Below are 12655 nucleotides of genomic sequence, written 5' to 3'. Positions count from 1 at the left end.
ATGCGTTTGCCCGGCAAATGCGGCTCCATCCGATCCCACTGGTGATCTTTCAACATCAGACGAACTCCGCTCACCCAAGCCTCCGCGCCCAAAAGGAGCTTGAATCAGATTTGCGAGTCCGTCGAAAGCCTGAATGTCAACGCGCTCTAGGGAAGGCTTGCTCTCCCCACATCGGCCGCGTTCTGGCTCCGCCGTCGAACGGATCCTATCGGGCCGTCGTCCGCGTCCACGCGGGCGGGTCGCTGGCCGGGAAGGATTCCTCATCGGCCTCCTCGACGATGTCCAGGACGTCCCCCGGGGCATCGGCAATGCTGACCAGATCGGTGTGCCCGAAGCCCTTGGAATAGTCGAGCACCGAGATGACGGTCGGCATCACGCGGAAGATCCGAACCTCCTCCGGACCCGGCATCGGGCCCGGCAGGGAGGCCTGCTCCGGATACTTCCGCATGAGCATCCGCATCACCCTGCCCGCCTCCGCCGGATCGGTCACCGCCCGCGCATGTCCTGCCATGGACAGGCCTGAGATCGCCATGATGTCCGACGTGTCGTGATCGATCGTCAGCGACATCCGGTCGTCCCGCGCCAGGTTGGCGGCCTTCTGGCTGTCCAGGCCGCACAGGAAGTAGAGGGTGAGACCCTCGCTGGCATAGCCGACGGTCGTCGCCTGCGGCCAGCCATCCGGCCTGAGGGTGGCAACCGTCATGACCCGGTGCCGGTCCAGCAGCGTCAGGATCTTGCGTCTGAGTTCCTCGTCCATTTGCCGCCTCCATGCTGGCGCAAGCCAATGCGGTTGCTATCGGGACCTTTGCAGGCGGTTGAGCCGAGCCGTCCAATCGGAAGGCCAGAACGCCAGCACGGCGACGATGAGGGTAAGAAGCAGGAGGGCCACCATCATCTGGATGATGCCGAAGTTGGGAGCATCCTCAGCCACGAGCCAGCCCGTCACGGCACCTGCGGCGATCATCAAGAGACGGACGATCCAGGAGATCATGTCCTCCTCCCCTGCCGATCGGGACGCTACATGGGATCCATGCCGCGCCACCTCCATGAACGAGCGTCCAGTATACCACCCTTTTGCAGGGCCGTTTTGATCCACATCAAGGCGGCCTGGACCGAAGCAGCTCAGCATCTTCCGGCCTCGTTCCAGGCGAGACGACCGCCAAGCTGCCTCAGATTGCCCGAATTGTTCTGGTTAACTTAGGTTAACAGCTCAGGCGGAAGCCAGCCAAGAACCAGAACAACAGCGGAGGAAGCCATGTCATTGGATGTGCAGCACCCGCGTTCCCGGGAAACGTCGAGCACGAATACGGTGTATTCGCCCGACATCTTGCCCCGCCTTCAGTCGCTCCTGGCCGATTTGGCCGATATCGATTTCGCTTGCGAGAAGAAGCTCGACGCCATTGAACGCGGCCTGGGGGACGAAAGCCTCAAGCGCAAGATGATCGCTCGGCTTTGGGAGTACCATCAGGAGCGCCGTGCACCCTACGTTGCGGAGCTTGAGGAGTTGCAGGAGCGGATCAGGGCCGGCTTCGACTAGCCTGCGGCGCCTATGACTGCCAGCGCTGAAGCCACAGGGTAGAGGTCCGGCCCATGAAGGCGATGGTCCTCCATAAGGTGCGCACACCGCTCGTCATCGAGGAGCGGGCGCTGCCGTCACCCGGCCCCGGCGAGATCCGCGTGGCGGTGGAGGCCTGTGCGGTGTGCCGGACCGATCTCCATGTGGTCGAGGGCGACCTGCCGCATCCCAGGCTTCCCGTCGTCCCCGGCCATGAGATCGTGGGACGGGTGGAGGCGCTCGGTTCCGGTGTCCGCAACCGCCGCCTGGGGGAACGCGTCGGCATTCCCTGGCTCGGCCATACCTGCGGCCATTGCCCCTACTGCACCTCAGGGCATGAGAACCTGTGCGACGATCCCCAGTTCACGGGCTACACCCGCGACGGCGGCTTCGCGTCCCACGTGATCGCAGACTCGGCGTACGCCTTCACCCTGCCGGAGGACGATGATCCTGTCGCCCTGGCTCCGCTCCTGTGCGCGGGATTGATCGGCTGGCGCTCGCTGGTGGCTGCGGGACCCGGTGAAAGGATCGGCATCTATGGCTTCGGTGCGGCGGCTCATATCGTCACCCAGGTCTGCACCTGGCAGGAACGCCGCGTCCTGGCCTTCACCCGCCCGGGCGACGTCGCCGCCCAGGATTTTGCCCGCTCGCTCGGCGCTGTCTGGGCCGGCGGCTCGGACGAGGCGCCGCCCGAGCGCCTCGATGCGGCGATCATCTTCGCGCCCGTGGGCGATCTCGTGCCCCTGGCGCTCGGAGCCGTACGGAAAGGCGGCCGCGTCGTCTGCGGCGGCATCCACATGAGCGACATCCCCCGGTTCCCGTATCGGCTCCTGTGGGAGGAGCGGCAGGTCGTGTCCGTCGCCAACCTGACGCGTCACGACGCCTTGGATTTCCTGGAGATCGCTCCCAAGGCCCGGATCAGGACACAGACGGTGCGCTATCCGCTGGAGGCCGCCAACGAGGCCCTGGACGAACTCCGGTCGGGACGGCTCCAGGGGGCCGCGGTGCTGGTCCCCTGACACAGGGCAGAACCGGAAATCATCCGTCGGGAAACCCGACGCCAAGGACGAAGGGAGGAAACCATGCTTGAGAACATCCGCAGCATCCTGATCGGGATCACGGAAGAGGGGGATGGCGAAGAGCGGTCCTCGGCCCTGCCCTACGGGCTTGCGCTCGCCCGGGAGGCCGGCGCCCACGTCACCGTCCAGGCCGCCTCGTTGAAGGTGATCGCGCCGTATTCCTTCGTCAGCGACTTCGCCGAAGGACTCGTGGCGACCGAGAACCGCCGGCTCGATGCCCTTGCCCACGCAGCCGCCGACGCGTCCCAGCGGGCCGCTGCCGCATCGGGCGTCGCCTGCATCAGCCAGGCGCCGCACCTGACGTATCCGGACCTCATCGGGAGCTTCGCCTCGCTGGCCCGTGCGCATGACCTGACGGTCCTCGACGCGGAGCCGATTGCCCTGGCCGTCGACCGCGGGCTGATCGAGGCCGTGCTCATGGACAGCGGGCGGCCTCTCATGGTCGTGCCCCCGGGCCGCGAGGCCTTCGCGGCCGACAGGATCGTCGTGGCGTGGGACGGCAGCGCCAAGGCGGCGCGTGCTCTCAACGATGCCCTGCCGTTCCTGAGGGCGGCGACGCAGGTCGAGCTGGTCAGCGTCACGGGCGAGAAGGATCTGGCGCACACGCTGCCCGGCGCGGAGATCGCCCCGCATCTCACCCGACACGGCGTGACGGCGACTGTCCTGGCGCTGCCGGTCCTGGACGGGGACGTGGCCGAGACCCTGCGCAACCATGCCCACCTGACGCGGGCCGACATGATCGTGATGGGCGCCTATGTCCATTCGCGCCTGCGCGAAATGGTGCTCGGCGGCACGACCCAGTCACTGCTCAAGAACGCGTCGGTACCCCTGTTCCTGTCCTACTGAACGTAGAGGCCCGACATCCGCGCACACACTTCACCGAGGGAGGCCTGCATGTACAAGAACATCCTGATTGCCACCGACGGTTCGTCCCTGGCGGCCCGTGCCGTCGAACACGGGGTCAACCTCGCCAAGGCGCTGGGCGCCAAGGTCCTGCTCCTGACGGTCACCGAGCGTTTCCATGTCTTCGCACTCGAGGCCGATCAGTTGGAGGAAACATCGGACTCGTTCAGGGAGCACATGCGGAAGCAGGCCGAGCGCACCCTGTCGGAAGCGTCCGAAATCGCGCGCAACCTAGGCGTCGAGGCCACGCGCTTCAGATGGAGGACGACGCACCCTACCGGGCGATCATCCGCATGGCCGAGGATCACGTCTGCAACCTGATCGTCATGGCTTCGCATGGACGCGGCGGCGTCTCGGCTCTCCTTCTCGGGAGCGAGACCATGAAGGTCCTTGCCCACTCGAACATCCCAGTCCTGGTCGTGCGCTGAGGGTTCCGAGGCGGCGGGGCAACATCGATCAGTCTGACCATTCACCTGAATGGCCGAATTCGAGCTGGGAGCGGGCGTTCCACGAAAGTCAGCTTCGTGCCAGGAACGGACCTTCGCAGGGAGCCTGATCAGATGGAATATTGAGCCAAGACATCGCACGAAACCTTCTCAGTCAAAGGTGGGAGTAGGACTTAGAGGATTCGCGCAACTGGCGATCACATATGAGCAGCAGATGGAGGGATCGGGTGAAATGTACCGGATGGCATGATCCCGCAGCAGGCGATCCGCCGAGCGCATCGTGCCGATCCCACCTTAATAGTCGGTCCGCAGCCGATAGCCGATCCCGGTCTCAGTCAGGATGTAGCGCGGCTGCTCCGGATCCGGCTCCAGCTTCTGGCGCAGGGTGCGCACGTAGATGCGCAGGTATTGTACCTCCCCTCGCGATCCCCAGATCGCCTGCATGATCGCCCGATGGGTCAGCACGGTGCCGGCGTGCATCACCAGCAGGCGCAGGATGTCCCATTCCTTGTTGGTCAGCCTCACCTCCCGGCCCGCCACCTGCACAAGGCCGCGCGTGAGGTCCACCGTCAGTTCCCCGCTCCGGAACACCGCCTCCGTCCCCTGCCCCGGGGCGCGCCGGCGCAGCGCGGCGCGAATGCGCGCCACGAGCTCGGCCATGCCGAACGGCTTGGTGACGTAGTCGTCGGCCCCGAGATCAAGGGCCTCGACCTTCCCGGGCTCGCCGTTGCGGCTCGAGAGCACGATGATCGGCACCCCGATGCCGCAGCCGCGCAGGCGGCGGATCACCTCGAGGCCGTCGATGTCCGGCAGTCCCAGGTCGAGCAGGACGGCATCGGGCCGCTCGCGGGCCAGCATGTCGAGCGCCGCCTGCCCGCTCGCGGCCTCGAGGATGCGATAGGCGTGGCCCGTGAGGGTAGTGCGCAGGAGACGGCGGACGGATGGTTCGTCATCGACGACCAGAAGGGCGATGCCCCCGGCGCTCATGGACCGGTGGCCTTGGTCACCGAGAGGAGCGACTTCGGAAAGGTGATGGTGAAGACCGCTCCCGGCCCGTCGTCCCGGCTCCCGGCCCGGATACGGCCGCCGAGCGCCTCGACGAAGCCATGGCAGATCGTGAGGCCCAGTCCCGTGCCGGTCGCCTGCCGATCCCGGTTGCCGCAATGGCGGAACATCTCGAACACCCGCTCGGGCTCGCAGGACGGCAGACCGGGACCCTCGTCGGCGACCTCGACGGCAACGCCTCCGGCCTCCTGGCGCGCCCTCAGCGTGACGGCCGAACCCGCGGGGGCGTACCTCGCAGCGTTGTCGAGCAGGTTCACCAGCGCGTGCTCGAGCAGGCCGGGGTCAAGATCGAGCAAGGGCAGGTCCGGGGCGACCTCGACCCTGACCGCATGGCCGCCCAGCACCGAGGCGGTCTGCCGAACCGCCGAGCCGATCACCTCGCCGACATCGACGGGCTGGCGATCCGGGACGATGGCACCCGCCTCAAGGCGGGTCATGTGGAGCAGGTTCGCCACGAAGCGATCGAGCCGCTCGGCCTCGTCCTGGATCATGCTCTCCAGCTCGTCGCGGGCGGTCTCGCCGTAGAGGTTTCGGTCCGTCCGCAGGGCGGTGATCGCGCCAAGGATCGATGAAAGAGGCGTCTTCAGGTCGTGCGAGAGCGAGGTGAGCAGGGCCGCGCGCAGCCGCTCCGTCTCCGCCGCCAGGCGGGCCTCGTCCCTCTCCCGCCCGAACCGGATGCGCTCGATCGCGACGGCGGCCTGGCTGAGGAGGGCATCGAGGGTCTTCTGCTGGTCGCCCGTCAGGAGGTCTTCATTCCTTGCAGTGCGAGTCCCGTGCCTTGCAGTGCGAGTCCCGTGTCGGGCGATCCCCACCTGGCCGACCACCGCATCGTTCGTCCACAGGTCCAGGAACCGGACGTCGGCGTGCCGGGCGCCGGGATCGCCATCCCCTGAGGCCTCGATCTCCCGCCAGGATGGGGTGCTTGCCCGAACGGCGGGCTGTCCCGTCCCATCCGGCAGCAGGAGCGCGGCCTCGCAATCGAGCATCGTGCCGATCTGCTGCACCGTCGCCCGGAGCAACTCGTCGAGTTCGGTGATCCCGGCGACCCGTTGGCTGAAGGCGTAGAGCGCCTCGGCCGTGGCCACGCACCTGCGCGCCGCCAGCGCCTCGATGCGGAGCCGGGCGGTCAGATGGCTGGTCACGACCGCCGCCAGCATGAAGACCGGGAGCGTGATGGCATTGTCGGGGTGGGTGATCGTGAGCTCATGCACCGGCGGCACGAAGAAGAAGTCGTAGGCCAGTGCGCCGGCGACGGCCGAAACGAGAGAGGGCCAGAGGCCGTACCGGATCGCCACGGCAACGACCGCGATGAGGAAGACGGTGTCGACGCACTCGACCCCGGCGACACGCTTCAGGAGCAAGGAGGGGACAAGGATGCCGGCGACGGCCGCGAGGGCGGCGCCGAAGGACCATGGATCGACCGCATGATCGGCGAGAAGGTGCCGCAAGCCTCGCGCCGCACCTCCCGTGCGGGCGAAGGTTTCCGCCATCCGGCTGTCGGCATCGCGCATAGGCGTTCACCTCCACCCAAGGCCGATGCAGGGGATCCGCGCGCCTCCTCAAGCAAACGGTCTGCACATGAACCGTCGGGAACGAGACAACCTCAGCAGGAAACCTACGCTTTCGGGCGAAAAGCGTTCCACGCAAGGCATCCCGCGTGGGATCGGAAATATAAATCTCATATAAAGGCGGCTTATGCGGCCGCGCCGCCGTTGCCGCGGGGTGCCGCGCGGAATAGCCTCCCGACCGAGGATCCTGTCCCGTTGGCCCATGCTGAACAGATCGGCCAGGAAGAACAGATCGCGCCATGGCATGTATAGGCCGCATGGATTCTGGCATTTCCCAGATCCGCGAAAGTATTCGCCATGCATAATCGTGCAGAATTGCGCGGCTTTCCCCGCTCCTCTCATGATCGGATCAAGTATGGATACGTATTACGCCCGTCTGGATCGACGCACGGCTTGTCAATAACATATGCTATTGCGAGAACGACATAATCCTTATTATCCAAAAATTCTAGCCGATTTTGCTTGCTGAGTTCATTACTGGAGCGCAATGTATTAACTCGCGATGGTTAGTGACATGCTCCATGAGCCAATGCCGGAGGGAGCGTAATAGAAAGTAATCGCGACCAGCATATACATCTTCATTGTTTCTGTCGGGAGGCAGTCATGACACGTATTCTTTCGCTCGCCCTTCTCGCATCCGCCGCCTCGTTCGCCATTACGCCAGCCGCCTGGGCGGTCTCGCCGTCCCAGGAGCAATGCGAGGCGGGCGGCGGCACCTTCACCCGCACCAACGGGGAAGTGAAATGCGTCACCGTGGAGGAAGGCAAGAACCCGAAATTCACCGATACGTCGACGGATACCGGCCAGGGGAACAGTGGAAACAAGCCCGCTTCTTCGGATGTCTGCGAGCCAACGGGCAGCCAGAAGTGTCCTCCCGGGCAGTTCTAGGCCCGACCATGGTTCATCTGATCTTTCTCTTCCAACAGGAGGCAGTCATGACTCGTGTACTTTCACTGGCCCTTCTCGCATCCGCAGCCTCGCTTGCCATCGCGCCCGCCGCCTGGGCGGCCTCGCCGTCCCAGGAGCAGTGCGAGGCGCGAGGCGGCACCTTCACCCGCACCAACGGGCAGGTGGAGTGCGTCGTCGTCACCGTCGACGAAGGCAAGAACCCGAAGTTCACCGAGACGACGACGACGGAGACGACCGGCCAGGGCAATACCGGAAACAAGACGGATACCGATACCGACACCGCGTGCGGCGGCACGGGCAGCAACAAGTGCCCGCCCGGGCAGTTCTAGCGGCCCTGCGGTCCAGCGGCATCGAGCCGGAGGCATCGACGTCTCCGGCTTCCATAATCGCTGCCCGGCGCCCTCCTGCGGGGCGCCGGGCATAGCCATGGGACAAACGCCATGACGCGGATCTTCCTGCTTGCAACCCTCATCGCGGCCGGGATGCTGTGGCCCGCCCGCAACCTGGTCCCGGAGGGCGCCATGCCGCCCGTCCTGTCGGACCTGTTGGGCTCCCTGGCGCCCGCTCCAAGCAACCGGGAGCCGTCGGCGTATCGGACGGCCCCGGCGGAAAGGGGCGACCTCGTCTCCACGGTCACCGCGGGCGGCACGCTCAACGCCGTCGTACTCGTCGAGGTCGGGTCGCAGGTCTCGGGCCAGGTCAGGGACCTCTTCGTCGACTTCAACTCCGCCGTCACCCAGGGCCAGGTGATCGCGAGGATCAGCCCGGAGATCTACGAGGCCCGGGTCGCCCAGGCGCAGGCGGAGCTGAAGACCGGGCAGGCCGGCCTGCCCGTCCACCAGGCCGGCATCGAGCGGGCCCGCGCCGAACTCGACAATGCCAGGTCGGCGCTCGCTGTGGCAAAGGCGCAGACCGTACGGGCCGAACTGGCGGCGGACGACGCCAAGCGCGACCTCGACCGCAAGCAGTCGCTCGCCGAGCGCGCGATCGTCTCGGCCAGCGATTGGGAACGCGTCCAGAGCGCACACCGGGCAGCCGAGGCGCAGCTCGCGGCCTCGCGGGCACAGGAGCTGTCGCAGGCCTCCGCGATCCGCGCCGCCGAAGCGGCCGCCAGGATGGCCGAGGCCCAGCTCCTTGCCGCAGCGGTGCAGGTGACGCAGAGGGACGCCCTCCTGCGCCAAGCCCAGATCGACCTCGAGCGCACCTACATCCGTGCGCCCGTCACGGGAACCGTGGTCAACCGCAACGTCAACCGCGGGCAGACCGTCGCGGCCAGCCTGCAAGCCCCGACCCTGTTCACGATCGCCCAGGATCTGCGGCAGATGCAGGTCGAGGCCTCCGTGGTCGAGGCGGACGTCAGCCGGTTTGCCGTCGGACAACCCGTCACCTTTACCGTCGACGCCCATCCGGGGCGCTCGTTCACCGGAAGCGTCCAGCAGATCCGCAAGGCCCCCCAGACCGTGCAGAACGTGGTCACCTACACGGCCGTGATCGCCACGGGGAACTCGGACGAAGCGCTCCTGCCCGGGATGACGGCCAATCTCCAGGTCGTCGTCGGCCGCACGAAGGACGTACTGAAGGTGCCCAACATGGCCTTGCGCTTCCGGCCGCCGGACCACGTCCCCGAAGCCATGGCGCAGGGCGCCGTCGCCAGTCCCGCCGGACCATCGCCGGAGCAGCCGGGCCTCCGCGGCCAGGTTTTCGTCCTCGGGCCGGAGGGTCGGCCTGTCCCGGTGCCGCTGCGTCTGGGCATCAGCGACGGCCGCATGACGGAAGTGCTGGCCGGAGATCTGGTCGATGGCCAGGCCGTCGTGGTCGGGCAGGCGGCGGCCGGATCCCCAGCCACGCCGCCCCTTGCCACATTTCGGCTTCGGTAGGAGACCCGCGGCCGTGGCCCTGATCCGGACTCAAGCGCTGCGACACGGCTACCGCACCGGCGGCGAGCTCGTGTGGGCCCTCGACGGGGTCAGCCTCGGGGTCGAGAGGGGGGAGTTCGTGGCCGTCATGGGTCCGTCGGGTTCGGGCAAGTCGACCCTGATGAACCTGATCGGCTGCCTCGACACCCCGAGCCAGGGCGGCTACTGGCTCGACGGCATCGATGTCACCGGCCTCGCGCGCCGGGCGCTCGCGACGATCCGCAACCGAAAGCTCGGGTTCGTCTTCCAGTCCTTCAGCCTGCTGCCGCGGACCACAGCTCTCGAGAACGTCGAGTTGCCGCTCCTCTACTCCCGCGTGCCGGCCGCCGAGCGCCGCCGCCGCTGCCTGGCGCTCCTCGACGAGGTCGGCCTGGCCCATCGGATCAGGCACACGCCCGCGGAGCTGTCGGGCGGGCAGCAGCAGCGCGTCGCGATCGCGCGCGCCCTGGTCAACGACCCCATGGTCCTGCTGGCGGACGAGCCGACTGGGGCCCTCGACACTCAGACGGGCCGGGACATCATGGCGATTCTCCAGCGTCTCCGCCGCGAACGTGGCCTCACGGTCGTTCTGGTCACGCATGACGCGGAGATCGCCGCCTATGCCGACCGCGTGGTGACCTTCCGCGACGGGCGGGTCGTCTCGGACGAGTGTCGGTGTCCCGATCCCTGCCCACCAGGCGCGAGCGCGGATCATGTTGGGAGCTAGCGTCAGGACCGCGTTCCGCTCCCTGCGGGCCCATCGCCTGCGCAGCGCGCTCACGATGCTCGGGATCATCATCGGGGTGGCGGCCTTCGTGGTGATGGTGGCGGTCGGCAGCGGCGCGCGCGAGCACGTCGCGGCCCAGATCCGCAGCCTGGGGGCCAACCTGATCGGCATCAGCCCGGGCAGCCTGACGATGAAGAGCGTGCGGCTCGGCCGCGGCGCCTCGCCCCGCCTTAACGAGGACGACGCACGGGCCATCGCGGCGGAGGTGCCCGACGTCGTGGCGGTCGCGCCGGTGCTGTACGGCCGGGCCCAGCTCACGAGCGGCGCGTCCAACTGGATGGCGCCCATCCATGGCGTCACGCCCGACTTCCTGGCCGTCCGCGGGTGGGGCGTCGTGGATGGACGGGAGATGACCCTCGAGGACAACGTCCGCTCGGCCATGGTCGTGCTGCTGGGCGCGACCATCCGCGAGAAGCTGTTCGGCGAGGCCGATCCGGTCGGCACCGTCGTTCGCCTGCGGGGCGTGCCGTTCACTGTGATCGGCGTCCTCGACCGCAAGGGGCAGAGCGTCTGGGGCGATGATCAGGACGATGTCGCGCTCGTGCCCTTGGCCACGGCCCGCAGTCAGCTTGTCGGCGTGAACCGCGCCAGCCCGCGACTGGTCCACGGCATCTCGGTCAAGTACGCGGAGGGCGGATCGGCCGCCGAGGTCATGCCGGCGATCGGCGACCTCCTGCGCCAGCGCCACCGCCTCCCGCCCGGACAGGACGAGACCTTCATCATCCGCAACCTTGCTGAGGTGGCCGGCATCGAGCAGGCCGCCACGCGGACCCTGTCGGGGCTGCTCGCCGCGGTCGCGGCCGTCTCCCTCGTCGTCGGCGGGATCGGCATCATGAACATCATGCTGGTCTCGGTTACCGAGCGCACCCGCGAGATCGGGCTTCGGCTCGCCGTCGGCGCGCAGGATCGGGACATCCTGGCCCAGTTCCTGGTCGAGGCGGTGACGCTCGCGGCCTTGGGCGGCCTGCTCGGGGCGTTGGTTGGGATCGCCGGCTCCGTGGCGGTCGCCATGACGGTCGGGTGGTCCGTCCTCATCGACGTGAGCACCCTGATCGTCGCGATCGCGTTCGCGGGAATGGTGGGGGTGTCCTTCGGCTTCTACCCGGCCTGGCGGGCCGCGCACCTCGATCCGATCGTTGCGCTGCGCTCCGAATAGCCGGCTCCCCGATGGGACGACAAGGGGGGCACGTGCGATGCTCGCCTGCCGCAGCGGACGGAGAACCACGCCGGCCCCGTGCGGGTTGAATCGATGTACGCTTCCAAGGGAGGGTTGAATGCGCGAACGTACTCTTTTGGCAGCCGCTGTCCTGACGCTCTCCGGCTTGCCTCTTACGCCCTTGCCTAAGGTAGTGGCGCCGTCGGCGGCGCGGCTGCCGGTGCCGCCGTGGGTGGTCCCCTGGGCGCCGCCGTTGGCGGCGTGACGGGAGCCATCGTCGGCGGTGCGCTCACCGCCGACGAGTCGGCCAAGGTGAAGCAGTACGTGGTGCGGGAACGGCGACCGTCGGTGAGGGTCTCCAAGACGGTCACGGTCGGCGAGGAGCTGCCGTCGAACATCGAGATGTACTCCGTCCCCGAGGATGTCGGCGTGCGCACCGAGCACCGCTATACGGTGGTGAACGACCGCACCGTGCTGGTTGACCCGAAGACCCGCAGGATCGTGCAGGTCATCGAGTGACCCCGGTGCGCCCGTCAGTGGCAGGGAGCCTCGCGCCCCCTGCCGTTTTCTTGAGGCTCAATTCCAGCATCTGCTGACAAGTGAAGGACCGGAATGGGTCAATCGGAGCCGTTGGGCATAGCCTTAGGATGGTCCGCTTACCCTGTGACTACGGAAGTTCGGCAATCGTCTGCCTCGTCTCTGGATGATGTCTGTCTGTTCCACACCTCGTGCAGGACCAGTTCGCGATCGACTCCATCATCAGGCGTCAGCGCCATTTGGCGGCGGTCCACCGTCCCGAACAGTCGATCCTGCCGGCGATAGTCCAGTGGCCGGAACCCGATTGCCCCGCGAGGTTGCCTGTGACGTCAACCTGGGCCCCGCGGCGTTGGAGACCAACCTGAACGCGCCCGCTGGGTTCGAGCCCGCCTGTGACATTGGCCCTCGTCTGCCCGGAGGCATTGCGGGCCACTCCATTCTCAACCACGACCGCATAATGATGCTTCCTCCGACAGCCGCCCTTCTCTGGGATGGTCGTGACGGTCCAGCGCCCATCGAACTGCTGCTGCGCCATGCCCGTGGTGCTGACCGGGATCAATGGCGCGGCAAGGAAAAGGCTGACCAGCAGGCGGTTCATGGCACGGTCTCCCCTTTGGCATTCCGACATTGTAGCGCGACGCGCGAATGTGTGAGTAAGGCGACGGCCAGATTTACGAGATGTCGCCTCCGGTTGAAGTCGACCTACCGTGTCACGGGACGACACGGAGGAGCGCATGAGCCGGCTCGATCAGGAG

16 protein-coding genes are annotated in these 12655 nt (G+C 67.1%); 11 read left to right on the top strand and 5 right to left on the bottom strand.

Annotation, left to right across the window (positions count from 1 at the left end):
• Positions 1–205 precede the first annotated feature (205 nt).
• Entirely contained in the window at positions 206–757 is a 552-nt protein-coding gene (locus FS320_RS29135) for a pyridoxamine 5'-phosphate oxidase family protein (protein ID WP_152715764.1), read from the bottom strand.
• Between the two features lie 36 nt (positions 758–793).
• Positions 794–991, bottom strand: a complete 198-nt coding sequence (locus tag FS320_RS29130) for a hypothetical protein (RefSeq protein ID WP_152715763.1) — start codon at positions 989–991, stop codon at positions 794–796.
• Between the two features lie 264 nt (positions 992–1255).
• Here FS320_RS29130 and FS320_RS29125 point away from each other — a divergent pair, with 264 nt between their 5' ends.
• From FS320_RS29125 to FS320_RS50335, 5 genes are all read left to right on the top strand, one after another.
• Entirely contained in the window at positions 1256–1537 is a 282-nt protein-coding gene (locus tag FS320_RS29125; protein ID WP_152715762.1) for a hypothetical protein, read from the top strand.
• Between the two features lie 53 nt (positions 1538–1590).
• Positions 1591–2574 carry a zinc-dependent alcohol dehydrogenase family protein gene (locus FS320_RS29120; RefSeq protein WP_152715761.1) on the top strand — a complete coding sequence of 328 codons (984 nt, stop codon included), beginning with the start codon at positions 1591–1593 and terminating at the stop codon, positions 2572–2574.
• A 63-nt stretch (positions 2575–2637) separates the two neighbouring features.
• A complete protein-coding gene (locus FS320_RS29115) occupies positions 2638–3480 on the top strand; it encodes a universal stress protein (RefSeq protein WP_152715760.1) in 843 nt (280 codons plus the stop codon).
• A gap of 48 nt (positions 3481–3528) precedes the next feature.
• A complete protein-coding gene (locus tag FS320_RS29110) occupies positions 3529–3858 on the top strand; it encodes a universal stress protein (protein ID WP_342211964.1) in 330 nt (109 codons plus the stop codon).
• Positions 3795–3965: a universal stress protein gene (locus tag FS320_RS50335; RefSeq protein WP_342211963.1), complete on the top strand. Its 171-nt coding sequence runs from the start codon at positions 3795–3797 to the stop codon at positions 3963–3965. The genes FS320_RS29110 and FS320_RS50335 overlap by 64 nt, the downstream gene beginning before the upstream one ends.
• A gap of 312 nt (positions 3966–4277) precedes the next feature.
• Here FS320_RS50335 and FS320_RS29105 read toward each other — a convergent pair whose 3' ends face one another.
• Both FS320_RS29105 and FS320_RS29100 read right to left on the bottom strand, forming a co-directional pair.
• On the bottom strand, positions 4278–4970 hold the full coding sequence (locus tag FS320_RS29105; protein WP_152715759.1) for a response regulator transcription factor: 693 nt from the start codon (positions 4968–4970) through the stop codon (positions 4278–4280).
• Positions 4967–6559, bottom strand: coding sequence for a DUF4118 domain-containing protein (locus FS320_RS29100; protein WP_152715758.1), 1593 nt, complete (start codon positions 6557–6559; stop codon positions 4967–4969). Before FS320_RS29100 ends, FS320_RS29105 begins: the two co-directional genes overlap by 4 nt.
• 660 nt (positions 6560–7219) lie before the next feature.
• Between FS320_RS29100 and FS320_RS29095 the strand changes: the two genes are divergently transcribed.
• The 6 genes from FS320_RS29095 to FS320_RS29070 all read left to right on the top strand — a co-directional run bounded on the left by FS320_RS29095 (position 7220) and on the right by FS320_RS29070 (position 11882).
• Entirely contained in the window at positions 7220–7504 is a 285-nt protein-coding gene (locus tag FS320_RS29095) for a hypothetical protein (RefSeq protein WP_152715757.1), read from the top strand.
• A 47-nt stretch (positions 7505–7551) separates the two neighbouring features.
• The gene (locus tag FS320_RS29090) at positions 7552–7854 is read left to right on the top strand and encodes a hypothetical protein (protein WP_152715756.1); all 303 of its coding nucleotides are present in this window, start codon (positions 7552–7554) and stop codon (positions 7852–7854) included.
• A gap of 111 nt (positions 7855–7965) precedes the next feature.
• A complete protein-coding gene (locus FS320_RS29085) occupies positions 7966–9402 on the top strand; it encodes an efflux RND transporter periplasmic adaptor subunit (RefSeq protein WP_152715755.1) in 1437 nt (478 codons plus the stop codon).
• Positions 9403–9415: 13 nt separating this feature from the next.
• Positions 9416–10147 carry an ABC transporter ATP-binding protein gene (locus tag FS320_RS29080; protein WP_338105526.1) on the top strand — a complete coding sequence of 244 codons (732 nt, stop codon included), beginning with the start codon at positions 9416–9418 and terminating at the stop codon, positions 10145–10147.
• A complete protein-coding gene (locus tag FS320_RS29075) occupies positions 10134–11363 on the top strand; it encodes an ABC transporter permease (protein ID WP_152715753.1) in 1230 nt (409 codons plus the stop codon). Before FS320_RS29080 ends, FS320_RS29075 begins: the two co-directional genes overlap by 14 nt.
• A gap of 228 nt (positions 11364–11591) precedes the next feature.
• Positions 11592–11882 (top strand): DUF1236 domain-containing protein, encoded by a 291-nt coding sequence (locus tag FS320_RS29070; RefSeq protein WP_338105527.1) that lies wholly within the window; start codon positions 11592–11594, stop codon positions 11880–11882.
• A gap of 247 nt (positions 11883–12129) precedes the next feature.
• Here the strand turns inward: FS320_RS29070 and FS320_RS29065 are convergent, their stop codons facing one another.
• Entirely contained in the window at positions 12130–12498 is a 369-nt protein-coding gene (locus FS320_RS29065; protein WP_152715752.1) for a hypothetical protein, read from the bottom strand.
• Positions 12499–12655: the final 157 nt, after the last annotated feature.

Origin of the sequence: Microvirga tunisiensis (assembly GCF_009296175.1) — a bacterium.
In the GTDB taxonomy this organism is placed as follows: Bacteria; Pseudomonadota; Alphaproteobacteria; order Rhizobiales; family Beijerinckiaceae; genus Microvirga; species Microvirga tunisiensis.
This window is presented reverse-complemented; position numbering and strand designations above follow the sequence as displayed.